Source organism: Gordonia westfalica (assembly GCF_900105725.1).
GTDB lineage: Bacteria > Actinomycetota > Actinomycetes > Mycobacteriales > Mycobacteriaceae > Gordonia > Gordonia westfalica.
In genome coordinates, this window is record NZ_FNLM01000034.1 from 1098316 (window position 1) to 1124096 (window position 25781).

General features: G+C 68.0%; 20 protein-coding genes, 1 pseudogene, 1 riboswitch and 1 other annotated feature. Of the genes and pseudogenes, 12 read left to right on the forward strand and 9 right to left on the reverse strand.

The window, feature by feature from the left end:
• Window positions 1–2 precede the first annotated feature (2 nt).
• Window positions 3–1097, reverse strand: a complete 1095-nt coding sequence (gene ctaC / locus BLU62_RS10350; protein WP_074849390.1) for an aa3-type cytochrome oxidase subunit II — start codon at window positions 1095–1097, stop codon at window positions 3–5.
• A gap of 284 nt (window positions 1098–1381) precedes the next feature.
• Between ctaC and asnB the strand changes: the two are divergent.
• Window positions 1382–3354: pseudogene (asnB, locus tag BLU62_RS10355) on the forward strand (asparagine synthase (glutamine-hydrolyzing)).
• A gap of 171 nt (window positions 3355–3525) precedes the next feature.
• On the opposite strand, the gene BLU62_RS10360 reads toward asnB, so the two are convergent.
• The 4 genes from BLU62_RS10360 to BLU62_RS10375 all read right to left on the reverse strand — a co-directional run bounded on the left by BLU62_RS10360 (window position 3526) and on the right by BLU62_RS10375 (window position 7147).
• Window positions 3526–3840, reverse strand: coding sequence for a DMT family transporter (locus tag BLU62_RS10360; protein WP_074849391.1), 315 nt, complete (start codon window positions 3838–3840; stop codon window positions 3526–3528).
• A 10-nt stretch (window positions 3841–3850) separates the two neighbouring features.
• Window positions 3851–3918, reverse strand: a riboswitch (guanidine-III (ykkC-III) riboswitch).
• A gap of 117 nt (window positions 3919–4035) precedes the next feature.
• Window positions 4036–5007, reverse strand: a complete 972-nt coding sequence (locus BLU62_RS10365) for a carbohydrate kinase family protein (RefSeq protein WP_208863623.1) — start codon at window positions 5005–5007, stop codon at window positions 4036–4038.
• 121 nt (window positions 5008–5128) lie between these two features.
• On the reverse strand, window positions 5129–5482 hold the full coding sequence (locus BLU62_RS10370) for a HesB/IscA family protein (RefSeq protein WP_074849393.1): 354 nt from the start codon (window positions 5480–5482) through the stop codon (window positions 5129–5131).
• 591 nt (window positions 5483–6073) lie between these two features.
• Window positions 6074–7147, reverse strand: coding sequence for a glycerate kinase family protein (locus tag BLU62_RS10375; RefSeq protein ID WP_074852817.1), 1074 nt, complete (start codon window positions 7145–7147; stop codon window positions 6074–6076).
• A gap of 149 nt (window positions 7148–7296) precedes the next feature.
• On the opposite strand from BLU62_RS10375, the gene BLU62_RS10380 reads away from it, so the two are divergent.
• The 4 genes from BLU62_RS10380 (at window position 7297) to BLU62_RS10395 (ending at window position 12256) form a co-directional block, all read left to right on the forward strand.
• Window positions 7297–7980 (forward strand): DUF3043 domain-containing protein, encoded by a 684-nt coding sequence (locus BLU62_RS10380; RefSeq protein WP_074849394.1) that lies wholly within the window; start codon window positions 7297–7299, stop codon window positions 7978–7980.
• Between the two features lie 3 nt (window positions 7981–7983).
• Window positions 7984–9750, forward strand: a complete 1767-nt coding sequence (gene cobT / locus BLU62_RS10385; RefSeq protein WP_074849395.1) for a nicotinate-nucleotide--dimethylbenzimidazole phosphoribosyltransferase — start codon at window positions 7984–7986, stop codon at window positions 9748–9750.
• 49 nt (window positions 9751–9799) lie between these two features.
• On the forward strand, window positions 9800–10591 hold the full coding sequence (locus tag BLU62_RS10390; protein WP_074849396.1) for an adenosylcobinamide-GDP ribazoletransferase: 792 nt from the start codon (window positions 9800–9802) through the stop codon (window positions 10589–10591).
• 276 nt (window positions 10592–10867) lie between these two features.
• Complete coding sequence (locus tag BLU62_RS10395) at window positions 10868–12256, forward strand: IS1380 family transposase (RefSeq protein WP_084811776.1); 1389 nt, start codon at window positions 10868–10870, stop codon at window positions 12254–12256.
• 195 nt (window positions 12257–12451) lie between these two features.
• Here BLU62_RS10395 and BLU62_RS10400 read toward each other — a convergent pair.
• Window positions 12452–13752, reverse strand: a protein-coding gene (locus BLU62_RS10400; protein ID WP_099047828.1) for an IS3 family transposase whose coding sequence is annotated in 2 segments (ribosomal slippage) — window positions 12452–13479 and window positions 13479–13752 — 1302 coding nt in all. Because the reading frame shifts where the segments join, the coding sequence is not laid out codon by codon here.
• Window positions 13349–13480, reverse strand: a sequence feature (AL1L pseudoknot). (Overlaps the previous gene by 132 nt.)
• A gap of 196 nt (window positions 13753–13948) precedes the next feature.
• Between BLU62_RS10400 and BLU62_RS10410 the strand changes: the two genes are divergently transcribed.
• On the forward strand, window positions 13949–15322 hold the full coding sequence (locus tag BLU62_RS10410; protein ID WP_342028655.1) for an IS1380 family transposase: 1374 nt from the start codon (window positions 13949–13951) through the stop codon (window positions 15320–15322).
• A gap of 225 nt (window positions 15323–15547) precedes the next feature.
• Here BLU62_RS10410 and BLU62_RS10415 read toward each other — a convergent pair whose 3' ends face one another.
• Together BLU62_RS10415 and gcvT are read right to left on the reverse strand one after the other, a co-directional pair.
• On the reverse strand, window positions 15548–16654 hold the full coding sequence (locus BLU62_RS10415; protein WP_074852819.1) for a branched-chain amino acid aminotransferase: 1107 nt from the start codon (window positions 16652–16654) through the stop codon (window positions 15548–15550).
• Between the two features lie 90 nt (window positions 16655–16744).
• Window positions 16745–17848 carry a glycine cleavage system aminomethyltransferase GcvT gene (gcvT, locus tag BLU62_RS10420; protein WP_074849398.1) on the reverse strand — a complete coding sequence of 368 codons (1104 nt, stop codon included), beginning with the start codon at window positions 17846–17848 and terminating at the stop codon, window positions 16745–16747.
• A gap of 88 nt (window positions 17849–17936) precedes the next feature.
• Between gcvT and BLU62_RS10425 the strand changes: the two genes are divergently transcribed.
• The 6 genes from BLU62_RS10425 (at window position 17937) to BLU62_RS10450 (ending at window position 25010) form a co-directional block, all read left to right on the forward strand.
• Entirely contained in the window at window positions 17937–19490 is a 1554-nt protein-coding gene (locus tag BLU62_RS10425) for a leucyl aminopeptidase (RefSeq protein ID WP_074849399.1), read from the forward strand.
• Window positions 19491–19684: 194 nt separating this feature from the next.
• Entirely contained in the window at window positions 19685–21463 is a 1779-nt protein-coding gene (gene sucB, locus BLU62_RS10430; RefSeq protein WP_074849400.1) for a 2-oxoglutarate dehydrogenase, E2 component, dihydrolipoamide succinyltransferase, read from the forward strand.
• A gap of 33 nt (window positions 21464–21496) precedes the next feature.
• A complete protein-coding gene (locus BLU62_RS10435) occupies window positions 21497–22393 on the forward strand; it encodes a TIGR01777 family oxidoreductase (protein WP_074849401.1) in 897 nt (298 codons plus the stop codon).
• The gene (gene lipB, locus BLU62_RS10440; protein WP_074849403.1) at window positions 22390–23106 is read left to right on the forward strand and encodes a lipoyl(octanoyl) transferase LipB; all 717 of its coding nucleotides are present in this window, start codon (window positions 22390–22392) and stop codon (window positions 23104–23106) included. Before BLU62_RS10435 ends, lipB begins: the two co-directional genes overlap by 4 nt.
• Window positions 23103–24200, forward strand: coding sequence for a lipoyl synthase (gene lipA / locus BLU62_RS10445; RefSeq protein ID WP_074849405.1), 1098 nt, complete (start codon window positions 23103–23105; stop codon window positions 24198–24200). The genes lipB and lipA overlap by 4 nt, the downstream gene beginning before the upstream one ends.
• Before the next feature lie 66 nt (window positions 24201–24266).
• Window positions 24267–25010 (forward strand): DUF4191 domain-containing protein, encoded by a 744-nt coding sequence (locus tag BLU62_RS10450; protein WP_074849407.1) that lies wholly within the window; start codon window positions 24267–24269, stop codon window positions 25008–25010.
• A 112-nt stretch (window positions 25011–25122) separates the two neighbouring features.
• Here BLU62_RS10450 and BLU62_RS10455 read toward each other — a convergent pair whose 3' ends face one another.
• A complete protein-coding gene (locus BLU62_RS10455) occupies window positions 25123–25626 on the reverse strand; it encodes an RDD family protein (RefSeq protein ID WP_074852820.1) in 504 nt (167 codons plus the stop codon).
• Window positions 25627–25781: the final 155 nt, after the last annotated feature.

Here is a 25781-nt window from a genome sequence, read left to right on the forward strand (position 1 = left end):
CGTCAGCTCTCCTTCTTGGTGCAGTTGGCGAGGGTCGGGTCATCCGGGTTGCCGCTGGCGGTCACCGAACCGTCGGACTTGCGACGGGTGTCGAACGGAACCGTGGTGACGGCTTCCGGCGCCTGACAGATCGACGCGAGCGCCTCGGCGTTGGTCGCCTGCGGGTTCGACTGGCGGAACCGGATGTAGCTGTCGAAGTCTTCCGGCGTGACCGCGCGGACCTCGAAGTTCATCATCGAGTGGTAGGTGCCGCACATCTCGGCGCAGCGGCCGACGAAGGCTCCGGTGCGGTCGATCGCGCCGATCTGGAAGATCGGGTCGGTCGAGTTCTGCTCCGGGAACGGCATCACGTCGCGCTTGTACAGGAACTCCGGCACCCAGAAGGAGTGGATGACGTCGGCCGAGGCGATGTTGAACTCAATGCGCTTACCGGTCGGCAGCACCAGGACCGGGATCTCCGACGACGAGCCGAGGGTCTCGATCTTGTTGAACTTCAGGTAGTCGCGGATGTCGTCGTCACGGCCGCCGGCGGGACCGGGCAGCTCTTCGCCGTGTTCGCCGCCGTGCTCGACCTCGGGCTCGGCGACGGTCTTGCCCGCCTGCTGCTGAACCTGGAACGGGTTGCCCGCGGCCTCGAAGCCGTCGTAGGTCGATCCGTCGTCGAAGACGACCTTGTTGTAGCCGAACTTCCAGTTCCACTGGAACGCGGTCACGTCGACCACGACCTTGGAGTCGTCGTTCTTGCCCTCGACGTCGTTCTGCACGATCACGGTGAAGTAGAACAGCACCGCGATGATGACGAACGGAATCGCCGTGTAGGTGAGCTCCAACGGGACGTTGTACGCGGTCTGACGCGGGAACACGCCCTTCTTGGCGTCGTTCGCGCGGTGGAACGTGATCGTCCAGAAGATCAGCGCCCAGACCAGAATGCCCATGACGAGTGCGGCGATGACGGACCAGGTCCAGAGATCGACCATCTTCTTACCCTGGGGCGTGACGCCCTCAGGCCAACCGAAACGCATCGCCTCATTGGCGTCGCATCCCGACATCAGCAGTGCGCCGAGTCCGAGAGCGACGACGATTCCCAGTCGCTTCATCGTCTGCGACGCGGATGAGACACGCCGCGCTCGGGGCCGTCCACCGTGTGCCAATTTCACGCCTTCCTGCTCGCTCACCGGCGCCCGTGCGCCGTAGTGAGTGCATGCCACATGACCTGCAAGGGCAAGGCCCCGCCGTGGACACACAACGAAGTCTTGCACCTAGTACTACGCAGCGTAGACCAACCCGGAGAAGCTTTCGTGATTGGGGTTTGATCCGGCCGTGTCCGAGCACTCCAGGTCGGAATCGCGCAGGTGGCTCAGGCATACTCGGACGCGACCCGATGTGCGTCGGGACCTGTTCATCGCGACGAGATTGGGGAGAAACCAACGTGTGTGGTCTGCTCGGCCTTCTGACATCCGACCGGACGGCCGCCGAGGTCGTCGACGCGGTGGCGGTGGCCTCGCACTGCATGCGGCATCGCGGCCCCGACGAGCCCGGCACCTGGCATGACGAGAACATCGTCTTCGGATTCAACCGCCTGTCGATCATCGACATCGAGCACTCGCATCAGCCGCTGCGCTGGGGACCGCCGGAGAACCCGAACCGCTACGCGCTGGTCTTCAACGGCGAGATCTACAACTACCTGGAGATCCGGGCGGAGCTCACCAGGGACGAGGGAGCGATCTTCCGCACCGAGGGTGACGGCGAGGCGATCGTCGCCGCCTTCCACCACTGGGGTCCCGACGCGGTGCGGCGCCTCCGCGGCATGTTCGCGTTCGCCATCTGGGACACCGAGAACCGGTCGCTGTTCCTCGCCCGCGACCCGTTCGGCATCAAGCCGCTGTTCGTCGCGTCGGGCCCCGGCGGCCTGGTCTTCGGCAGCGAGAAGAAGTCCCTCCTCGAACTGATCGAGCGCGTCGGCCTGACCAAGGAACTGGACCCGCGCGCGGTCGAGCACTACACCGTGCTGCAGTACGTCCCGGAACCCGAGACCATCCACGCGTCGATCCGCCGACTGGAGTCGGGGTGCCACGCCACCGCCACCCCCGGCAGCCCGCTGTCGATCCGCCGCTACTTCACGCCGCAGTTCGGTGTGCGTCCGGTCACCGACGCCACACGGCAGAAGCGCTACGACGAGATCGCGGACGTGCTCGCGGATTCGGTGGCGAAGCACATGCGCGCCGACGTGACGGTCGGCTCGTTCCTGTCGGGCGGCATCGACTCGACGGCGATCGCCGCGCTGGCGATCCGCCACAACCCCGACCTGATCACCTTCACCACCGGTTTCGAGCGTGAGGGCTATTCGGAGGTCGACGTGGCCGCCGAGTCGGCCGAGGCGATCGGCGCGAAGCACGTCGTCAAGGTCGTCGGACCGTCGGAGTTCATCGAGGCGCTGCCGTCGATCGTCTGGTATCTCGACGACCCGGTCGCCGACCCCGCTCTCGTCCCGCTGTACTTCGTCGCCGCGGAGGCACGCAAGCACGTGAAGGTCGTGCTGTCCGGTGAGGGCGCCGACGAACTCTTCGGCGGCTACACGATCTACAAGGAACCGCTGTCGCTCGCGGCCTTCGACCGTCTCCCCGCCCGCTGCGCCGCGCGGCCGGCAAGATCTCCGACCGCATCCCGGAGGGCACCCGCGGCAAGAGCCTGCTGCACCGCGGCTCGCTCACCCTCGAGGAGCGCTACTACGGCAACGCCCGCAGCTTCGACGACGCGCGGCTGCGCGCGGTGCTGCGCGACTACCGGCCCGAGTGGACCCACACCGACGTCACCGCACCGATCTACGCGATGAGCGAGGGCTGGGATCCGGTGGCCCGCATGCAGCATCTCGATCTGTTCACGTGGCTGCGCGGCGACATCCTCGTGAAGGCCGACAAGATCACCATGGCCAACTCACTCGAGCTGCGTGTGCCGTTCCTCGATCCGGAGGTCTTCGCCATCGCCGAGCGACTGCCGCACGACGAGAAGATCTCGCACGGCACCACCAAGTACGCGCTGCGCAAGGCGCTCGAGCAGATCGTCCCGGCACACGTCCTGCACCGCAAGAAGCTCGGCTTCCCGGTCCCTATCCGGCACTGGCTGGCGGGCACCGAGATGTACGACTGGGCGCACGACACGATCACCAGAAGTCAGACCGATCACATCTTCGACAAGAACGCGGTGATCGCGATGCTGAACGAGCATCGGGAAGGCGTGGTCGACAACAGCCGTCGCCTGTGGACGGTGCTGATCTTCATGATCTGGCACGGGATCTTCGTCGAGGGCACGATCGTGCCGGACATCGTCGACCACACGTATCCGGTCCGCCTCTAGCCCCTGTCGCCCCGGCCCCGAAAACCACCCCTGGAAACCGCCCCTGGAAACGACCCTCGCCAGACGAACCGACGACATAGCGGGCTGAGGCAAAATTCGGGCCCGATAGTGCGTTCGGCGAGCCTCTGAAGGGCGCTTACCAGGGGCGGTTTTCAGTGGTCAGGCGCGCGCTCAGTGGGCCAGTTTGAGGCCGATGACGCCGCCGACGATCATCACCAGGCACAGCGCCTGGACCAGCGAAACCGGCTGCTCACCGGTCGCCATCGCGTAGACGACGGTCAGCACCGCGCCGATGCCGACCCACACGGCGTAGGCGGTGCCGACCGGCAGATCGCGCATCGCATAGGCCAGGCCGGCCATGCTGGCGCCCAGCGCCACGAAGAAGACCACCGACGGCGCGAGCTTGGTGAAGCCCTCGGATTTGCCCAGCGCGGTGGCCCACACGGCTTCGAGAACACCGGACACCACCAGGATCAACCACGACATGACAGCCTCCTGCGGGCCGTCTTGTCGCTCACCGGGTACAGCACCCCTCGTCCGGGAGTCCAGAAGAGCGGACTCTGCCTCCACGCTGTCACACGGCGGCTTCCGGCGGCAATGTCAGACCGGTCACCAGCCCCTGAACGGCAAAACGGGTGGTGCCGGCCGTAGCCTGCACCACCCGTCCGCGAACGAAACGTCTCAGAAAGCGGCTTTGATCTCCGCAGCCGCTTCGGCGCCGTAGGCACCCTCGATGCGTGCGAACGCCGATTCTGCGTCCCAGGACCAGTCCTGTGTCGACACGGTCTCGAGGACCAGGACGGCGACCATCGAGCCGACCTGTGCGGCGCGTTCGAAGCCGAGCCCCTTGGACAGGGCCGACAGGAAGCCGGCGCGGAAGCCGTCGCCGACGCCGGTCGGGTCGACCTTGGCGGTCTCCGGCACGACGGGGACATGGATGCGGGTGCCGTCGCGCTCGACGATCTCGACGCCGTCCTTGCCGAGGGTCGTGATGCGGACGCCGACCATCTGCGCGACCTGCGCCTCGGACAGGCCGGCCTTCTGGCGCAGCAGGCCCCACTCGTATTCGTTGGTGAACAGGTAGGCGGCGCCGTCGATCAGGGTCCGGGCCTGCTCGCCGTCGAGGCGGGCGAGCTGCTGGCTCGGGTCGGCGGCGAACGGGATGTCCGCCGAGCGGCACGCCTCGGTGTGGCTGAGCATGCCGGCCGGGTCGTCGGCGCCGATGAGCACGAGTTCCGGTGCACCGGTCTCGGCGATGACGTCGGCGAGGGAGATGTCGCGGCTCTCGCTCATGGCGCCCGCGTAGAAGGTGGCGAGCTGCGCCATCGTCTCGTCGGTCGTGCACATGAAGCGGGCGGTGTGGTGGGTCTCCGAGACCCGGACGCCGCGGCAGTCGACGCCGTTGGACTCGAGCCACTTCCGGTAGTCGTGGAAGTCCGAACCGACCGCTCCGACGAGCACCGGATTGCCGCCGAGCTGGCCCATGGCGTAGCAGATGTTGCCGCCGACGCCGCCGCGGCGCACGACGAGGTCCTCCACGAGGAAGCTGAGCGAGATGTGTTCGAGGTGGTCTCCGAGCAGCTGCTCGGAGAACTTGCCGGGGAACTTCATCAGATGGTCGGTTGCGATGGACCCGCATACAACGATTGCCACTAGCGTTCTCAGCCCTTCAGATGTTTGGTCGGACAGCTGTCCACGCTACCCACTCCCCCGACATACGACACCGGCCGCATCCCGAAAGGGGATACGGCCGGTGTCAGAGAATGTGATCGACTCAGTTGAACGAGTCGCCGCAGGCGCAGCTGCCGGTGGCGTTCGGGTTGTCGATGGTGAAGCCCTGCTTCTCGATGGTGTCGACGAAGTCGATGGTGGCACCCTGCACATAGGGCGCGCTCATCCGGTCGACGGCCAGCGTGACGCCGCCGAAGTCGGAGGTGATGTCGCCGTCGAGGGTGCGATCGTCGAAGAAGAGCTGGTAGCGCAGACCAGCGCATCCACCGGGCTGCACGGCGATGCGCAGCGCGAGGTCGTCGCGACCTTCCTGGTCGAGCAGTGCCTTTGCCTTCACAGCGGCTGCATCGCTGAGGATGATGCCGGTGGCAGTGCCCGTTTCGTTCTGCACGGTCATTGATGCTCCTGTAGTGGTGTGGTCCCGGTGTGACGTGGCCCGATCGCGTCGCGGGACCCGCTGCCCCGCACATGATCGGGAAACACCCCGCTCGCCGGGAGGTCGACCGGTTGTGCCCGTGCGTACAACCGTACTCCCTCCTGCGGTATTCCCGCCGACTCGTACCTGGTTTCGATACGGCTCGTCGCAAGCTCCTCGCCTACTCAACCAGCGAGAGAACCCAGCGCCCGGTCCCAAGCGCCTCGCCTACTCAACCAGCGAGAGAACCCAGCGCCCGGTCCCAAGCGCCTCGCCCACTCAACCAGCGACACAACCCAGCGCCCGGTCCCAAGCGCCTCGCCCACTCAACCAGCGACACAACCCAGCGCCCGGTCCCAAGCGCCTCGCCCACTCAACCAGCGACACAACCCAGCGCCCGGTCCCAAGCGCCTCGCCCACTCAACCAGCGACACAACCCAGCGCCCGGTCCCAAGCTCCTCGCCTACACAACCAGCGAGAGAACCCGGCGCTCGTCGCAATGACTCGTCCGGCGTGAACCACCGCCGGCCGAGTAGCGCCGACCGAACGCAGTGAGGACGCCGCGTATCGAGGTCAGCGCCCCGCAACCGACCCGGCGACCTTCTCCGCGAGCCGGACGAGTTGGTTCTCCGCGTCGTCCATGGCGACTTCCACCGAGCCGGCGACGTCGACGATGGCATGCGCACCGACTATGCCCGACTCCGCGATCTCCGCCGGCGAGAGCGTGACCTGCCCCGCGAGCACCACCGTCTGCGCTCCGGCACCCGACGCACCGGAGGTCGACGCCGCGTTGTGCAGGGCCGAGACCACCTTTCCGCGCAGTGTCTGCGAGTCGAACCTGCCCTCGCCGGTGATGACGAGGTCGGCGGCAGCGACGTCGGCGGTCAGGTCGGTGGCGTCGGCGACGACGGTCGCCCCGGACACCCGGCTGCCACCGAGAGCAATGAGGGCGGCTCCCAGCCCACCCGCTGCGCCGGCACCGGCGTCGGCGGTGACGTCGCGCCCGGCGAGCTCGTTCAGCGTGACCGACCACTCCGTCAGGCGTTTCTCGAGCAGTTGGACGGTCTCGGGGTCGGCGCCTTTCTGCGGTCCGAACACCGCGGCGGCGCCCAGCGAACCGAGCAGCGGGTTCTCCACATCCGACGCCACGACGATCTCGACGCCGGCAAGTCGTTCGCGCGCCCGCTCCGGTCCGCCGAGCGCGTCGACGAGTCCCGCGCCGCCGTCGGTGGTGGCGCTGCCGCCGAGTCCGACGACGAGGTGTCGTGCGCCACGCGCGAGTGCCGCCGCCACGAGCTCGCCGACTCCGTGCGTGGTGGCCGCGACCGCGGTCCGCGGGGTCGGACGCCCGCCCAGTTGATGAAGACCACAGGCCTGGGCGCATTCGACGTAGGCGGTCGACGACGCGTCGTCGAAGAGCCAGTGCGCGGTGACGCCGGCACCGAGCGGACCGTGCACGTCCTCGGCGACGATCTCGCCGAACCGCGAGGCCAGAACGTCGACGAACCCCGGCCCGCCGTCGGATTGCGGCGCGAGGACGAGCGTGTCGTCCGGTCGGGCGGCCGCCCAGCCGCGGGAGATCGCGGCCGATGCGACGACGGCGGACATGGTGTCGCCGAAGGAATCCGGCGCGATCAGGATGCGCAATCGCCGACTTCCGTCCGGGGTCATGAGCACGAAGTATAGGGACGCCGCGGTCACCCGGCAGGGTGACCGATTCGGGCTACCGGAAGGGTCCACCGAAAAGCGACGACCACGCGTTTCGACCGCAATCGCGATCACCTACCCTCGTAGACGTGAAGCTGCCATGGAAAAAGGACGAAACGTCGGAGGAATCCGGCGAGAGCTCGGTGACCACGTTCGTCGCGGACGACGCGGCCACCGAGGACTCCGCGCCGGTCAAGGGCAGCAAGACCACCCCCGGCAAGGGGCGCCCGACGCCGAAGCGTCGTGAGGCCGAGAAGCGCCGTGGTCCCGTCGCGCCGCCCCCGACCAACCGGTCCGAGGCCCGCGCACGCAAGAAGGAGCTGAAGAGCACCCTCACCAAGGAGGAGAAGAAGCAGCTCTCCGCGGAGCGGCGCGCCAAGCGTCTCGAGCAGCGTGAGCGGATGATGGAGGGCGACGAGGCCTACCTCATGCCCCGCGACAAGGGCCCGGTCCGTCGCTACACCCGCGACATGGTCGACTCACGACGCAACTTCGCCGGCCTGTTCATGCCGTTCGCGATCCTGCTGATCGTGCTGATGTTCCTGGTGCCGCAGGCGGCGGCCCTTACCAACCTGATCCTCGTCGCCTTCGTCGTGCTGATGGCCGTCGACGGTGTGATCCTCGGCCGTCTCGTGAATCGTCGTGTGGCCGAACGCTATCCGGACTCGGCGGACGGCGGGTTCAAGCTCGGCTGGTACGCGTTCACCCGAGCCATGCAGCTCCGGAAGATGCGTGCGCCCAAGCCTTCGGTGTCGCGCGGCGACGAAGTCTGATCGATGGCCGATCGCGCTACGCGCACACTCGTCCTGGGCGGTGTGCGTTCGGGTAAATCCGCATACGGCGAGTCGCTCCTCCGCGCGCATCAGCAGATCCGTTACCTGGCCACCGGCCCGGTGACCACCTCCGACGCCGAGTGGACGGCGCGGGTCGACACCCACCGCCGACGTCGCGACGACCGGTACACGACGATCGAGACCACCGATCTCGTCGGGGCATTGCGTGCCGCACCCGACATCCCGGCACTCATCGACGACCTCGGGAACTGGCTCACCGCCCGGATCGACGCCGTCGACGGTTGGGATTCGGGCTCGGAGATCGACCTCGACGCCGACATCGCCGAACTCTGCGAGGCGCTGCGGGCGATGGACGCCGACGTGGTGCTGATCAGTTCCGAGGTCGGACTCTCCCTGGTCCCCCCGACCCCTGCGGGCCGGCTGTTCCAGGATCTGCTGGGCACGCTCAACTCGGCGGTCGCGCAGGTGTCCGACCGGGTGTCGCTCGTGGTCGCGGGCCGCGTGCTCGACCTGCCGCGCGCTTCGACTGCCGAAGACTCCGCCCGCGCAACGGTTTCCGCCGCGGCGCCGGTCACCATCGCACCGGTTGCCACCCCGGCCCCGGTCACGCCCGGGCCGGTCACCGAACCCACGCCGGTCACGACCGACGGCGAGCTCCCCGATCCCACCGACGCCGAGGTCTTCGGACCGATCACTCCCCCGAGCGAGGCGATCGCCCTCGAAGCCCGCGAACGCCAGGCGACGCTGACCAAGCCGCCGGGTTCGCTGGGACGCCTCGAGGAGATCGGCGTCTGGATCTCCGCTTGCCAGGGTCAGTGCCCGCCCGCCCCGATCACCTCGCCGAGCGTCGTCGTCTTCGCCGGCGACCACGGCGTCGCCCGCGGTGGTGTCTCCGCGTTCCCGCCCGAGGTCACCGCGCAGATGGTCGCGAACATCGAGTCCGGTGGAGCCGCGGTCAACGTGATGGCCGCTCGTGTCGGGGCCACGGTCACGGTCGTGGACATGTCCGTCGACGCCGACACCGCTCCCCACCTCTCGACGTTCAAGGTCCGCCGCAGCAGCGAGGACCTGCGCACCACCGACTCGATCAGCCTCGCCGAGGCCCGCGCGGCGCTGGCCGCCGGCCGGGCGATCGCCGATCGGCTCATCGACTCGGGCAGCGACCTGCTGATCGCCGGCGAGATGGGCATCGGCAACACCACCCCGGCGACCGTTCTGATCGGTGCGCTCACACGGCGCGAGCCGGTCGAGATCGTCGGGCGCGGAACGGGTATCGACGACCACGGTTGGATGCGGAAGACCGCCGCGATCCGCGACGGGATGCGCCGCGCCCGCAAGGTGGTCCACGATCCGCTCGCCCTGCTCGCCGCAGTGGGCGGCGCGGACCTGACGGCCACCGCGGGCTTCCTCGCCCAGGCCGCGCTCCGTCGCACACCCGTGATCCTCGACGGCGTCGTGATCACCGCGGCCGCGATGGTCGCCAACGAGCTGGCCCCCGGTGCGATGCGCTGGTGGATCTCCGGCCACCGCTCGGTCGAACCCGCGCACCAGATCGCGCTCGATCACCTCGACCTCGAGCCGGTCCTCGACCTGTCGATGCGACTCGGCGAGGGCAGCGGGGCGGTCCTCGCGTTGCCGGTCGTGCAGTCGGCCGCCGACATCCTCATCTCGATGGCGACCTTCGCCGAGGCCGGCGTGACCGACCGCGACGACTCCGCCGGACCCGAAGCCGCCCCCGAGTCGATCTGACCGCTGGACATGGCGTCGTCGGTGACCGCATGAGACGGCCGGTTCGGCGATGATCGCGCCACTCCGGGCCGTTCGGACCGCGCTGTGCTGGATGACCGTCCTCCCCGTCGGCACGGGTACCTGCCCGGACGAGGCTCCCGATCGCCCACTGGGCGGTGCGGTGATGTCCGCGCTCCCCGTCGTCGGCATCGTGGTGGGTGCCGCCGCATCGGTCCTGGCTCTCGGACTGTCGTACACCGACGCGCCGGTCGCACTCGTCGGCATCCTGGTCGTCGTCCTGTGTGCAGCGCTCACTCGCGGAATGCATCTCGACGGTCTGGCCGACACCGCCGACGGGCTCGGATGCTACGGACCGCCGGAGCGGGTCGCCGAGGTCATGCGCAGCGGGACCGTCGGCCCGTTCGGTGTCGCGACCCTGGTTCTCGCCCTGGGCGTGCAGGCAGCCGGATTCACCGGCCTCGTCGGCGAATCACGTTGGTATGAGATCGCTTTCGCCGTCGCCCTGGGAAGGATCGGCGCCGTGGTCGGCACCCGGAGGTCGATCTCCCCCGCCCATCCGAACGGTTTCGGCGCCCTCGTCGCCGGCACCCAACGACTCTCGATCCCGGTGTGGTGCCTGGTCGCCGCCGCGGCCGCGGTCCCGATCGGTCTGCGCGACAACGGGTCCGGCGTCGATCTCGCCGCCGTCGCACAGGGACTCCTCGTCGTCCTCGCGGTCGTGGCGTTCGCGTGGGTGTTCACCCGGCACTGTGCACGGCGCATGGGCGGACTGAACGGCGACGTCCTGGGCGCGACCATCGAACTCGGTGTCGCCCTGGCCGTCGTCGGCCTGCTCATCTGACGACCCGGAAAACCCTTGCGGGAGTGCGCACCTCAGCTCCACGGTGCGAGCGAAGCGACACGCTGCTCCCTGAGATGCGCGCGAAGCGACCCACTGCTCCCCGAGGTGCGCGCGAAGCGACACGCTGCTCCCCGAGGTGCGAGCGAAGCGACACGCTGCTCCCTGAGCCTGGATCCGTGGAGGGGTGTGGGGTGTCGGTGACATAAAAGTGCCCTCTGAGCTGGGATGATTGGTGGTGTTGAGACACAAAACATCCCAGCTCAGAAGGCACTTTCAGTGAAAGTATCACACAGCTTCTCGGCCACGTCCGCACTCTTTGACGACGACAATCTCGTGTCGCATGCCGGGCTGGTACCGGTGATGGAATTGGCGCGCTCGACCGGGGTGGCCGCGCTGCTGGCCAAACGGGTCGATCTGGGCACCACCCGGGTCGCCTCAGCCGGAGCCAACTTGGAAGCGAAACTGCTGACCGTGATCGCCGGGTTATGTTGCGGCGCGGACAGTATCGACGACCTCGGCATCGTCCGCAGCGGCGGGCACCGACGCTTGTTCGACCGCGTGTACGCCCCGGCCACGATCGGACAAACCCTGCGTGAGTTCACTCCCGGGCATGCCCGACAACTCAACGCCGTGATGACCCGCTCCCTGCCGGCGATGTGCGCCCGGGCAGGGTTGTTGCCCACTAACGGTGCCCGAGTGTTCGTCGATATCGATTCCCTGCTGCGTCCGGTCTATGGCTATCAGAAGACCGGCGCCTCCTACGGACACGCCAAGATCGCCGGACGTGAACTGCTGCGTCGGGGTCTGTCGCCGCTGATCGCCACCCTCAGCGCACCCGAGTACCCACCGGTGATCGCTAACGCCTGGCTGCGCGCCGGCCGCGCCGCCTCCGGTGCCGGGGCCGCAACGATGATCGCGCAAACCATCGCCACCGCCCGGCGTTGCGGGGCCGCCGGTGAGATCACCGTGCGCGCTGATGCGGCCTACGGATCAGCTGAGGTGATGGCTACCTGCCAACGCCTGGGAGCCACGTTCTCGCTGGTCCTACGGACCAACACCGCGATCACCCGCGCGATCTCAGCCATCGGCGAGGATGCCTGGACCCCAGTGGTCTATCCCGGGGCGGTCACCGACCCCGACACCGGCGCGTTGATCTCTGATGCCGAAATCGCCGAAACCACCTACACGGTCAGACCACTCTCGCCACACCCGATCACCGCCCGACTCATCGTGCGGCGAGTCAAAGCACACCACCCTGCCGACACCGACACCCTGATGCCGGCATGGCGGTATCACTCGTTTTTCACCAACACCACCGACGACACCATCACCGCCGACATCAATCACCGCGCCCACGCCGTCATCGAGACCGTGTTCGCCGACCTCATCGACGGACCACTGGCCCATCTACCCTCCGGCGTCTTCGGCGCCAACGCCGCCTGGCTGGCCCTGACCGCCATCAGCCACAACCTCATGCGCACCCTCGCCGCGCTCACCAGCTCGGCCAGACTGCGCGCCGCGCGCGGAGCGACACTACGACGCACCCTGGTCGCCGTACCCGCCCGACTGGCCCGACCAGCACGAACACCCATCCTGCACCTACCCCGACACTGGCCCTGGCACCACGCATTCACCACCCTGTGGACCGCGGTGAACACCCCCTGACCCCAACACCCCAACACATCCACCCACCACCAGGAACCCCAGTGAAAAAGCTGACAAAGATCAGCGAATACCCCACGCCCACAACCTGATCAACCACAGAAGCAGCCCAAACTACACCTCCCGACAACCCGTCCACGGATCCAGGCTCAGGGAGCGAGGGTGGCGACGCGAACGCTCCTCGCACCTCAGCCTGAATCACCCTAGGTTTTGTGCCGCCTCCAATGTGGGCTGGTCCTCGGGGCCGAGGCCAGCGTAGTGGAGCGTTTCGAACTCGGTCGGGGGAATCTGGCCAATACTCGAGTGCAACCTGCTGTTGTTGTACCAGTCGACCCAACCAGCGGTCGCGAACTCGACGTCGGAGATCGTCCGGTACGGGCCGGAGTGGAAGATCGTGGTCCGGATGCACTCGGTCTTGTACAAGCCGTTCACCGACTCGGCCAGCGCGTTGTCGTAGGCGTCCCCGACCGATCCGATCGACGCTGCGATGTCTTCGAGTCGCAGACGCTCAGTCAGTGTAACCGATGTGTACTGACTTCCGGCATCCGAATGATGAATAAGCTCAGCAGCTTTCACCGGATGCCCTTCCCGATTGCGCTGCCACAGTGCCATCCGAAGCGGGACTGTCACCAACTCCACCGACTTCGATGTCGAGGCATGCCATGCCACGATTCGACGGGAGAACACGTCGATGATGAACACCACATACACCCACCCAGCCCAGGTCCGGCAGTAGGTGAAATCGGTCACCCAAACCCGGTTCGGTTCGGCAGCACTGAACTGTCGGTTCAACAGATCCTCCGCGCGGACACCATCAGCGGATCTGACGGTCGTTCGGACTCCCTTCGACCGTCGAATTCCTTGGTGGCCTAACACTTTCATCGCTCGATCAACGGCGCCATAGGACACCCCAGGCAGAGTTGTGCGATGCAGATGGGCGCGCATCTTCACCCGCCCGTAGAGGCCCTCGGGAGTCATCTTCCGCCGGCCGTCGTCACCGGTGCGCCAGACGACAGTGCGCACCGCATCGACGACGTGGGCATCAGAGACCGTCCGTGCGGCAGGCGTGCGTGATCGCCATGCCCGGTAGGTTCGTGCGGCAATCTGGCAGCCCTGCCCACGCAGGACCCGGCAGATCGACTCGACCGCAAACCCGTTGGCGCGCATTTGATCTATGAACGCCACGATCATCGGTTGCGGGGGTCGAGTTCCCCCGCGAAGAAAGTTGTCGCTGCTTTCAGAATGGCAACGTCTTCTCGTAACTGCTTGTTCTCGGCCTTGAGGCGCTTGATCTCGGCGGACTCCTTCGTAGTGGTCCCGGAGCGGGCGCCGGCATCGATCTGGGCTTGTACGGCCCATCGACGTACCGTCTCCCCGCCGACACCGACCTGCTTGGCGATCGCTTCGGCCGCGGCAGTCAACGACGTGTACTCGCCGCCGTGGGTCTCCAGCAACCGCAAGGCCCTCGAACGGACCTCCGGGTCGATTTTCTTAGGCATGTGCTCATCCTTCCTGACTCAGAAGGAAGCGGTATCAAACCTGGGGTGATTCAGCCTGGATATTTCACTGATGTTGCTGACGTCCGGCGTGTGATACGCGAAAGTGCCTGTCTGCCTTGTGATTATTGATTCACCACAAACAAATAGTCACAGGGAGAAAGGCACCTCGCAGGTGAAGAATAACTTGTATCCCAAGATGATGGTGGACCCCACGCGCACGGAGTCGGTGGTGACGACCTCGGGCGCAGTGTTGCTGACGAAAACCGTGGACGTCTCGGGCCTGGGCGCTGACCTGACCGCGGCCATGGCGCCGTGGCGGACAACGGCCGCCGTCCACGACCCGGCCAAGATCGTGCTGGATCTGGCGATGACCTTGGCCGCCGGTGGTGACTGCGTGGCCGATGTGGCCGCGGTCCGGGCTCAGCCACAGGTGTACGGGCAGGTGGCCTCGGATCCCACGATGTCGCGGGTGATCACCCGGCTAGCTGCTGATGTCGAGGCAGTCAGTACCGCGATCAGTGCGGCTCGCGCCGCAGCGCGGGAGCGGGTGTGGGCCACCGCCCGCCCGTTGGAGGGCATCGCGGGCAGCGTCGATGGCGGGCTGGTGATCGTCGATCTCGATGCCACGACCGTGACGGCCGGCTCGGCGAAAGAACAGGCCCAGAAAACCTATAAACGGGTGTTCGGGCATTCCCCGATGTGTTCGTTCGTCGACCACGGCGCCTTCGGCACCGGGGAGACCCTGCACCTGGACCTACGGCGTGGAGGTGCCTCACCCAAGGGTGCCGACATGCACATCGCGGCCCTCGAGGCGGCGTTGGCCCAGCTACCCGCCGCCGAACGCGCCCAGGTGCTCATACGTACCGATTCGGCCGGGTGTGCCAAGAAGTTCCTGGCCCACCTGGCCGAGCAGAATCTGCAGTACTCGGTCGGGTTCACCATCTCCGAACTGGTCAAAGACGCGTTGGCCATGCTGTCTGAAGCTGCCTGGGTCACCGCGATCACCAACGACGATGCCGATCCACGCGCTGATGCCCAGGTCGCCGAGATCACCCTGCCGCGCCCGGTCCGTGATGGAGAAACCGCCTACGAACCCTGGCCACCCGGGATGCGGCTGATCGTGCGCCGCGAATACCCCCACAACGGAGCCCAACACCTCATCACCGACATCGAGGGCCGCCGCTACACCGTGTTCGCCACCAACACCCGCGGCCGCGGCTGGACCCTGCCGACCCTGGAACTACGTCACCGCCAACGCGCCCGCGCCGAAGACCGTATCCGCTGCCTCAAAGACACCGGCATGGCCAACCTGCCCTTCGACTCATTCGCCAAAAATCAACTCTGGCTCGACATCGTCGCCCTGGCCTCCGACCTGCTCGCCTGGACCCAAACCCTGGGCTACCACCGCCACCACCCCATCCGCCGCTGGGAACCCAAACGCCTGCGCCACCGCCTGCTCACCGTCGCCGGCAAAATCATCACCCACGCCCGCACCACCACCCTGCAACTACCCACCGACTGGCCCTACAACCACCACATACGCCACGGCTGGCAACGCCTCGCCGCGTAACCAGCCCCCCGGTCAACGCACCCGGTCACAGCCGCCCCCACCCCCCGCCCCAGGAACCCGAACAACCAGCGAACCGAACGCTGGCGATCCACCCCGCCCACACACCAGTACCGACCACCGCACACCGAACCGACAACCGATCAGCGAAAACCCACTCAACCGTGAAAGATTCAGGCTCAGGGAGCGAGGGTGGCGACGCGAATCGTCGACCTCGTCGCGTATCCCTTACGGGCGGTACAGCTCCGTCATCCACCCGTGGGTGTCGGCGAAGGTGCCGCGCTGGATACCTGTGAGGGTGTCGCGCAGAGCCTGCGTGACCTCACCGGTCGCACCGTTGTTGATCGTGTAGTCCTCGCCCACGCCCCGGACGCGGCCGACCGGGGTGATCACTGCGGCGGTGCCACAGGCGAAGACCTCGGTGATGTCGCCCGAGGCGACGCCCTTGCGGAGCTCCTCGGTGGTGATCTTGCGTTCCTCGACCGCGAACCCGGCGTCGGTGGCCAGCGTCAGCAGCGACGACCGGGTGATGCCCGGGAGCAGCGAACCCGTCAGTTCCGGGGTGACGAGGCGTGCGTCGGCACCGGACCCGAACACGAAGAACAGGTTCATGCCGCCCATCTCCTCGATGTAGCGGCGCTCGATGGCGTCGAGCCAGACGACCTGGTCGCAGCCCTGCTCGGTGGCCTGCCGCTGCGCGAGGAAGGCCGCGGCGTAGTTGCCGCCGCACTTGGCGAAGCCGGTACCGCCCGGGGCGGCGCGGACGTACTCCGTGGACAGCCACACGCTCACCGGCTTGATGCCGCCGGAGAAGTAGGCACCGGCCGGCGAGGCGATGACGGAGTAGATGTACTGCGACGACGGCGCGTTGACGCCGAGGCCCGCCTGCGAGGCGAACATGAAGGGCCGCAGGTAGAGCGACTCCTCACCGCCTGACGGCGGAACCCACGCGTTGTCGGCGGCGAGAAGCGCTTTGAGCGATCCGATGAAATCCTCGACGGGCAGCGACGCCATCGCCAGGCGCTCGGCGCTGCGCTGCAGGCGCTCGGCGTTGGCCTCCGGACGGAATGCGGCGATCGAACCGTCGGGCTGCCGGTAGGCCTTCAGGCCTTCGAAGACCTCCTGGCCGTAGTGGAGCACCATCGCCGAGGGATCGAGCGCGATCGGCCCGTACGGCCGTACCTGCGCGTTGTGCCAGCCCTGGTCCTTGTCGTAGTCGATCATCACCATGTTGTCGGTGAAGTACTGGCCGAAGCCCGGGGCGGAGAGGATCTCCGCGCGACGGTTCTCCGACACCGGATGGGGATGCTCGGTACGGTTGAACTCCAAGGTCATGGCGCCCATGGTACCGCCGGGTCCAAAAGCATTTACGAGCCCGTCCGGCGTGTGTGGGACGACCCGCGGAGCAGGGTCAGACGTCCGGGGTCAGACGTGCGAGGGCACGAACGGCGGGATGACCACCTCACACGGCAGGTCACGCCCTCGGACGTCGAGGATCACCTGATCGCCCTTGGCGACGCCCGATGCGGTGTCCAGGAGTGCCAGCGCGATGCCCTGTTTGAGGGTCGGCGAGAACGTCCCGGAGGTGACCACACCGATCTGCGTGTCCCCGAGTCGGACCGGACAGTCGGCGCGCGGCACGCCGCGCCCGGTGGCCTTGAGTCCGTAGAGTCGACGCGCCGGTCCGGCCTCCTTCTCGGCGAACAGTGCGTCGCGACCGAAGAACGACGGCTTGTCCCAGCCGACGGCCCAGCTCGAACGCGCCTGCACCGGGGTGATCTCCGGGCTCAGTTCGTGACCGTGGAGGGCGTAACCCATCTCGGTCCGCAGGGTGTCGCGCGCGCCGAGACCCGCGGCCTGCCCGCCGGCGGCGGTGATCGCCTCGAGCAGCACGTCGAAGACGGCGCCGGCGTCGTCCCACCTCGGCAGGATCTCGTAGCCGCGTTCCCCGGTGTAGCCGGTGCGGCACACGCGCACCGACTTGTTCCCGTCCGCGGTCGAGAGCTCGGCGTCGGCGAAGGCCATGTATTCCATGTCCGCGGGCAGCCCCAGCCCGGCGAGGACCTCCGGCGACCGCGGGCCCTGTACCGCGAACACCGCGAACTCGCGATGCTGATCGGTGATCGAGATCTGTTCGGGCGCAACGGCGGACATCTGCGCGACGACGGCCGCGGTGTTCGCCGCGTTGGGCACCAGGAACACCTCGTCGTCACTCACGAGGTAGGTGATGAGGTCGTCGACGACGCCGCCGGAGGAGTTGCAGCACAACGTGTACTGCGCCTTGCCGGGAACGATCTTGCCGAGATCGTTGGTGAGGGTCGAGTTCACGAACTCGGCCGCGCCGGGCCCCGACACCAGCGCCTTGCCGAGGTGGCTGACGTCGAAGATCGCCACGGCCTCGCGAACCGCGGTGTGCTCGGCGACGGTGCCCGCATAGGACACCGGCATGTTCCAGCCGCCGAACTCGGCGAAACTCGCACCGAGTGCGGCGTGACGATCGGCGATGGGACCGGCCAGGAGTTCACTCATGGGCCCTACGGTATCGGGCCGGACACGCGGACCAGAGCGGTCCCGCGCTCGCCGCCGCCGTCCGGCGCGCTGTGGCAGAGTTGAGCGGATGAGCAAGAACGACACCGTCGACCGCGTGCGCGGCCCCGAATTCGACCTGTCCACCTCGATCGGCAAGGGCGACGCCGCCCTGGTCATCGGCCTGATCAGCGCGCCGGGCGGCGACGAGGGGGCCGGCGACAACGGTGAGTCCACCGCCGAGCCGACACTCGCCATCGGCGACGGTGTCCTCGACGACGCCCAGGCCGCGGCGATCACCGCCGCACTGACCGCCCTCGGGGCCTCCGGCTCCCACGGCGAGGTCACCCGCCTGGCCGCGCCCGAGTCGTTGCCCGTCGACGTCGTCGTCGCGGTCGGACTCGGCGACGCCGACAACCTCGACGACGACGAACAGGTCCGTCAGGCCGCGGGCATCGTCGCCCGCGAACTCGACGGCTTCGAGTCCGTCGCGACCACCCTCTCCTCGGTGAACCTCGCCGCCGCCGCCGAAGGCCTGTTCCTCGGCGCGTACCGGTTCGACGAGTTCCGCTCCGAGTCGTCGAAGCCGAAGAAGACACCGCCGCAACACATCACGCTGCTGGTGGAGTCGAAGTCCAAGGAGGCCAAGGCCGAGCTCGACCGCGCGATCGCGGTCGCCGACTCCGTCGCCATCGCCCGCGACTTCGTCAACACCCCGCCCAGCCACCTCTTCCCCGAGGAGTTCGCGGCGCGCGCCCGCACACTCGGCAGCAAGGCCGGCCTGAAGGTCGAGATCCTCGACGACAAGGAGCTCGAGGCGCAGGGGTACGGCGGCATCATCGGCGTCGGAAAGGGTTCCTCGCGGCTGCCGCGCCTGGTGCGGCTGACCCACACCGGCAAGAAGTCGGCCAAGAAGGTCGCACTCGTCGGCAAGGGCATCACCTTCGACACCGGCGGCATCTCCATCAAGCCGGCCGCGAACATGGATCAGATGACCTCGGACATGGGCGGTGCGGCCGCGGTCATCGCCGCGACCATCCTGGCCGCCCGCCTCGACCTCGACGTGTCGGTCACCGCGACCGTGCCGATGGCCGAGAACATGCCGTCGTCCACCGCCCAGCGTCCCGGCGACGTGCTGACCCAGTACGGCGGACGCACGGTCGAGGTCCTCAACACCGACGCCGAGGGCCGGCTGATCCTCGCCGACGCGATCGTGCGCGCAGCGGAGGACGACCCGGACTACCTCATCGACACCGCGACCCTGACCGGGGCGCAGATGGTCGCGCTCGGCACCCGCACACCGGGGGTCATGGGCACCGACGAGTTCCGCGATCGGGTGGCCGCCCGGTCGGCCGAGGTCGGCGAGAACGCCTGGGCGATGCCGTTGCCCGCCGAACTGCGTGCCGACCTGAAATCCCGGGTGGCCGATCTCGCGAACGTCACCCCGCATCGCTGGGGCGGCATGCTCGCCGCCGGCATCTTCCTCAAGGAATTCGTGCCGGAGGGTGTCGCATGGGCCCACATCGACATCGCGGGACCGGCGTTCAACACCGGCGGCCCGTGGGGCTACACGACGAAGGGCGGCACGGGCGTACCCGTTCGGACGATCGCCGCCGTCCTCGAGGACATCGCGGCCAACGGTTGAGAATCGTTACCGCCGAGTACGAGCCGAACCCGGTCGGCAAAGCGGCGTGCGGGTAGGGTGATCCGCGGGGATGAGTGGCTGACCCGCCACTCATCTCGGCGGTCCCCTGACCGCTTCCCACCCCCGTGCCCACGGAGCACACACCGACGGGCCACACCTACAGACCACCACGTCGAGTTCAGGAGTTCACAACGATGGCCTTCTCCGTCCAGATGCCCGCCCTTGGTGAAAGTGTCACCGAGGGGACAGTCACCCGGTGGCTGAAGGAGGAGGGCGACACCGTCGAGGCCGACGAGCCCTTGCTGGAGGTGTCGACCGACAAGGTCGACACCGAGATCCCGGCCCCCACCGCGGGTGTGCTGACGAAGATCATCGCCCAGGAGGACGACGTCGTCGAGGTCGGTGGTGAACTCGCACTGATCGGCGACGCCGACGAGGCCGGTTCCGACGATTCCGGCTCCGACGACTCCGCCGGGGGCGACGAGCCCACCGAGGCAGCCCCGGAGCCCGAGCCCGAGCAGGCCGCCGAGGAGCCCTCCACCGAGGAAGAAGCACCCGCCGAGAAGCCGACCGCGGACACCGGTTCCGGCTCGGCCGAGGGCACCGACGTCCTGATGCCCGAACTCGGTGAGTCCGTCACCGAGGGCACGGTGACCAACTGGCTCAAGGCCGTCGGTGACGAGGTCGCCGCCGACGAGCCGCTGCTCGAGGTCTCCACCGACAAGGTCGACACCGAGATCCCCTCGCCGGTCGCCGGCACCCTGCTCGAGATCCTCGCGCAGGAGGACGACGTCGTCGAGGTCGGCGGCAAGCTGGCCGTGATCGGCGACGCCTCGGCCGCACCGTCCGAGAAGGAGCCCGCACCGGAGCCCGAGCCCGAGCCGGAGCCCGAGCCCGAGCCCGAGGCCAAGGAAGAGCCGAAGGAAGAGCCGAAGGCAGAGCCCGAGCCGGAGCCGAAGGAAGAGCCCAAGCCCGAACCCAAGGCAGAGGCCGCTGCGAAGTCGGCTCCCCCGACCGTCGAGTCGACCCCGTACGTGACCCCGCTGGTGCGCAAGCTGGCCGCGGAGAACGACATCGACCTGAACTCGATCAAGGGCACCGGTGTCGGTGGCCGTATCCGCAAGCAGGACGTGCTGGCCGCGGCCGAGGCCGCAAAGAAGCCGGCCGCCGCGCCGGAGAAGAAGGCAGAGCCGGCCGCCGCGTCCGCCGCCCCGTCGGCTTCGCCGGAGATCCGTCCCGAGCTCGCCGAGCTGCGCGGCACCACCCAGAAGGTCAACCGCATCCGCCAGATCACCGCCAAGAAGACCCGCGAGTCGCTGCAGCAGTCCGCTCAGCTCACGCAGGTCTTCGAGGTCGACATGACCAAGATCGCCGGACTGCGCAAGGCGGCCAAGGAGAGCTTCAAGGCGTCCGAGGGTGTCAACCTCACCTACCTCCCGTTCATCGCGAAGGCCGTCGTCGAAGCACTGAAGGCGCACCCGAACGTGAACGCGTCGATCAACGAGGACGCCAAGGAGATCACCTACTACGACAAGGTGCACCTCGGCATCGCCGTCGACACCCCGCAGGGTCTCCTGTCGCCGGTCATCCACAACGCCGACGACCTGTCGGTAGCGGGTCTCGCCCGCGCGATCGCCGACATCGCGGCGCGTGCACGTTCCAACGGCCTCAAGCCCGACGAGCTCGCCGGCGGCACCTTCACCATCACCAACATCGGCAGCCAGGGCGCCCTGTTCGACACCCCGATCCTGGTCCCGCCGCAGGCGGCGATGCTGGGCACCGGTGCGATCGTCAAGCGTCCGGTCGTCATCACCGGCGAGGACGGTTCGGAGTCGATCGCGGTGCGGTCGATGTCGTACCTGCCGCTGACCTACGATCACCGCCTCATCGACGGCGCCGACGCGGGCCGCTTCCTCACCACCGTGAAGAAGCGTCTCGAAGAGGCCTCGTTCGCCGCGGACCTGGGTCTCTAGGTTCGCGCCGAGACGACGACGTCGAGGCAAGCGATGCGCATAGCCGTCGCAGGTTCACAGGGGCTCATCGGTAACGCCCTGGTCAACTCGCTGCGCGCGGCGGGCCACACGGTCATCCGTCTGGTCCGCCGCGAGGCACTCGCCGACGACGAGTTCAGCTGGGATCCCGAGACCATCGGGATGCCCGCCGAGAGCCTCGACGGCGTCGACGCGGTGGTCTCCCTCGGGGGCGTCGGTGTCGGCAACAGCCGGTGGACCGGTCGTTTCAAACAGGAGCTTCGCGACTCGCGCATCGCGCCGACCGAGGTGCTCGCCGAGGCCGTCCGCGAATTGGGCATCCCGACGTTCATCAGCGCCAGCGCGACCGGCTTCTACGGTGACACCGGGAACCGGGCCGCGGTCGAAACCGACGGTCCCGGTGAGGGTTTCCTCGCCGAGCTGGTCGTCGACTGGGAAAGGGCGGCCACCGCCAACGCAGGTCCGGGCACCCGCGTCGTCCTGCTGCGGACCGCGCCGGTCCTCAGCGCGCAGGGCGGGCTGCTCGGCAAGCTGCGTCCGCTGTTCAAGCTGGGGCTCGGCGGTCCGATCGGCGACGGGAAGCAGTACTTTTCCTGGATCAGCCTCATCGACGAGGTGCGGGCTATCGAGTTCCTCCTCGACTCCCCCGACATCGCCGGCCCGGTCAACCTGAGTGCTCCCGGATCGCTCCCCTTCGGCGAGTTCTGCAAGGCCCTCGGCAAGGCCGTGCACCGCCCCGCCCTCCTCCAGGTACCCGGGTTCGTCGCCCGCCGCGTCGGCGGTGAGATGGCCGAGGAAATGATTCTGTTCAGTCAACGCGTTGAACCCCACGTGCTCACCGACCACGGATTCACGTTCAACCATCCCCAGATCCGCGAGGCCCTGGCCTACGCGACGAAGCCGGCATCATGACCCACCGTTCCGTCCGCGCCGATTCCTCGCCCGTCGAGGTCCGGCGCCTGGGCACCGTCGAGTACCGCGATGCCTACGAGATGCAGCACCAGCTGGCCACCGAGCGAGCCGACGGCATCCTCGATCATGACGTGCTGCTCCTGCTCGAACACCCGTCGACCTACACCGCGGGCAAGCGCACCGAGGACGCCGACCGGCCCACCAACGGCGCGCCGGTCGTCGACGTCGACCGCGGTGGACGCATCACCTGGCACGGCCCCGGGCAGCTCGTCGGCTACCCGATCGTGAAGCTCGCCGAACCGCTCGACGTCGTCGAATACGTACGACGCCTCGAGAGCGCCCTCATCTCGGTGTGCGCCGACCTCGGCGTCGTCACCGGACGCGTCGAGGGCCGCTCGGGCGTGTGGATCGACGACGACGCGGGCGAACGCAAGCTCGGCCAGATCGGCATCCGCGTGGCACGCGGGGTGGCGCTGCACGGGTTCGCCCTCAACATCGACCCCGACATGTCGGCGTTCGAGGCCATCGTGCCGTGCGGGATCGCCGACGCGGGCGTCACCTCGCTGGCCCGTGAACTGGCACAACCGCTTTCGGTCGCGTCCCTTCTCGACGCCACCGCGACCGCGGTTCTGACCGCGCTGGACACCCCGCGGGAGGCCGACCCGACGGCATCCGATGAGCCCGCGACCGCGAGCGTAGGATCGGTCCGGTGACCGCGTCCCCTCTCACCCCCGGACCCGGTGCCACCGACGCCACACCCCCGGCCTCGGTTCCCGCACCGAAGACCCCCGCACCCGCATCGTCCGCCCCCGAAGGCCGCAAACTGCTGCGTCTCGAGGTGCGAAACGCGCAGACCCCGATCGAGCGCAAGCCCAGCTGGATCAAGACCCGCGCCACGATGGGCCCGGAGTTCACCGAACTCAAGGGACTCGTGAAGCGCGAGGGCTTGCACACCGTCTGCGAAGAGGCCGGCTGCCCCAACATCTACGAGTGCTGGGAAGACCGCGAGGCCACCTTCCTCATCGGCGGCGAGCAGTGCACCCGACGCTGCGACTTCTGCCAGATCGACACCGGCAAGCCCGCCGACCTCGACCGCGACGAACCGCGTCGTGTCGCCGAGAGCGTCCAGGCCATGGGTCTGCGGTACTCGACGATCACCGGCGTCGCCCGCGACGACCTGCCCGACGAGGGCGCCTGGCTCTACGCCGAGACCGTCCGCGCCATCCACCGGCTCAACCCGGGCACCGGCGTCGAGAACCTGATCCCGGATTTCCATGCCAAGCCGGATCTGCTGGCCGAGGTGTTCGACGCCCGGCCGGAGGTGCTGGCCCACAATCTCGAGACGGTGCCCCGCATCTTCAAGCGCATCCGTCCGGCGTTCCGCTACGAGCGGTCGCTCGAGGTCATCACCGCGGCGCGTGATTTCGGCCTGGTGACGAAGTCGAACCTGATCCTCGGCATGGGCGAGACCCCGCAGGAGGTGCAGTCGGCGATCGTCGACCTGCACGAGGCGGGCTGCGACATCCTGACGATCACCCAGTACCTGCGTCCGTCGCCGCGGCACCACCCCGTCGAGCGGTGGGTCAAGCCGGAGGAGTTCGTCGACCACTCCGAGTTCGCCCAGGAGGTCGGGTTCGCCGGTGTCATGGCCGGTCCGCTGGTGCGGTCGTCCTACCGTGCGGGTCGTCTGTATGCGCAGGCCATGGCTCACCACGGCCGCGAGATCTCGCCTGCGCTCGCTCACCTCGCCGCCGAGGGTTCGGCCAGCCAGGAGGCGTCGAGCCTGATGGCGCGCCTCGCCCGCTGACCCACCCCCGGCCCCGCCTGCCGACCATGCGGCAGGTCACCGGACGAGCGGACGTAAACTGGCCGTATGGCAAAGGCGCAGTCCGTGAGCAAGGAAGCAAAGGCCGCTAAGAAGCAGGCCCGCAAGGCTGCATCGAAGGAACGGCGCCAGCAGTTGTGGCAGGCGTTCCAGATGCAGCGCAAGGAAGACAAGCGACTCATCCCCTACATGGTGGGTGTGATCGTGTTGTCCATCGCCGTCTTCACGGCGCTCGGCTTCCTGCTGGGCTCGCCGTGGCTGCTCATCCCGCTGGGCGTCGTGCTGGGTGTGCTGGGCGCGTTCATCCTCTTCGGCCGGCGCGTGCAGAAGAACGTCTACACCAAGGCCGAGGGCCAGCCCGGTGCCGCCGGGTGGGCTCTGGGCAACATGCGCGGCCAGTGGCGCGTCACCCAGGCGGTGTCGGGTACCTCGCACCTCGACGCGGTGCACCGCGTCATCGGCAAGCCGGGCGTGATCCTCGTCGGTGAGGGCTCCCCCACCCGCGTCAAGTCCCTGCTGAACCAGGAGAAGAAGAAGGCCGCGCGCGTCGTCGGCGACACCCCGATCTACGAGATCATGGTCGGCAACGACGACGGTCAGATCCCGCTGTCGAAGCTGGAGCGTCACCTCAACAAGCTGCCCAGCAACATCGACCGCAAGCGCATGGAGACCCTCGAGGGTCGTCTCGCCGCTCTCAGCAGCAAGGCCCCCGGCCCCGGCATGCCGAAGGGCCCGCTGCCCGGGAACGCGAAGATGAAGAGCATGCAGCGCACCGCGCGTCGTCGCGGCTGACCTTCTGCGCGAACCCACCCTTTTTCCGTAAAGCCGCCGCCCTCACGGGTGGCGGCTTTACGCATTTGAGGTGGGTTTACCTCGGCGTCCGGGTCGCCGTGTGGCGATCACCTCAGCGCGTACGGAGGATCGCCGTCCCGGTCGCGCGGTCGTGCAGGGCGCGACCGTTGTAGTCGTTGATCAGGGCCGGCACCAGGAAGACCATCAGCAGCTGTCGGAAGAAGGCACGCACGATGCCGACGGACGCCGGGGTCTCCTTGCCGGCGGCCTCGGCGGAATTGCGTTCGGGACCGTAGTCGACGCGGGCAACGCGCATCCCGAGTGCGTACTGGCCAGGGGTGAAGCCGAACAGCGACACCGCGAAGATGCCCATCACGAACCAGATGCCGAGCTGTGTCGTGCCCAGGATCGACGACTCGAAGCCGACGAACAGGATCGCGAGCCCGCCGGCGATCAGCCAGTCGACCAGCAGACCCGCGACGCGTGGCCATCCGGTGGCCAGCGACCCCGGTCCGGACGCGGGCAGCCCTAGATCCTGACCACGGAAATCGTTCTCGACGCCGTCCTCGGGACCGATCTGCGGCCCCGACAACCAGGAACCGGTGACTCGTCCCATCGTGATGACTCCTCTCGCGACCGTGGCGTCCTCGTCGACGACCACGGCATTCAATGGTGTCCATCGTAGTCGGGGGCGTAACCCCTACCGTCCTCCCCGGTCGCCGGCGCGGGCTAGGGTGGGATTCGCCGAGTGCGTTCTCCGAGGTATGAGCC

Bases quoted from the DNA above. Each gene is read 5' to 3' on its own strand.
- ctaC (WP_074849390.1), bottom strand. From the start codon at position 1,097: ATGAAGCGACTGGGAATCGTCGTCGCTCTCGGACTCGGCGCACTGCTG.
- BLU62_RS10415 (WP_074852819.1), bottom strand. From the start codon at position 16,654: ATGACCTTGGAGTTCAACCGTACCGAGCATCCCCATCCGGTGTCGGAG.
- BLU62_RS10390 (WP_074849396.1), top strand. From the start codon at position 9,800: ATGATCGCGCCACTCCGGGCCGTTCGGACCGCGCTGTGCTGGATGACC.
- BLU62_RS10450 (WP_074849407.1), top strand. From the start codon at position 24,267: ATGGCAAAGGCGCAGTCCGTGAGCAAGGAAGCAAAGGCCGCTAAGAAG.
- BLU62_RS10435 (WP_074849401.1), top strand. From the start codon at position 21,497: ATGCGCATAGCCGTCGCAGGTTCACAGGGGCTCATCGGTAACGCCCTG.
- cobT (WP_074849395.1), top strand. From the start codon at position 7,984: ATGGCCGATCGCGCTACGCGCACACTCGTCCTGGGCGGTGTGCGTTCG.
- BLU62_RS10425 (WP_074849399.1), top strand. From the start codon at position 17,937: ATGAGCAAGAACGACACCGTCGACCGCGTGCGCGGCCCCGAATTCGAC.
- BLU62_RS10360 (WP_074849391.1), bottom strand. From the start codon at position 3,840: ATGTCGTGGTTGATCCTGGTGGTGTCCGGTGTTCTCGAAGCCGTGTGG.
- BLU62_RS10455 (WP_074852820.1), bottom strand. From the start codon at position 25,626: ATGGGACGAGTCACCGGTTCCTGGTTGTCGGGGCCGCAGATCGGTCCC.
- BLU62_RS10370 (WP_074849393.1), bottom strand. From the start codon at position 5,482: ATGACCGTGCAGAACGAAACGGGCACTGCCACCGGCATCATCCTCAGC.
- lipB (WP_074849403.1), top strand. From the start codon at position 22,390: ATGACCCACCGTTCCGTCCGCGCCGATTCCTCGCCCGTCGAGGTCCGG.
- BLU62_RS10410 (WP_342028655.1), top strand. From the start codon at position 13,949: ATGATGGTGGACCCCACGCGCACGGAGTCGGTGGTGACGACCTCGGGC.
- sucB (WP_074849400.1), top strand. From the start codon at position 19,685: ATGGCCTTCTCCGTCCAGATGCCCGCCCTTGGTGAAAGTGTCACCGAG.
- gcvT (WP_074849398.1), bottom strand. From the start codon at position 17,848: ATGAGTGAACTCCTGGCCGGTCCCATCGCCGATCGTCACGCCGCACTC.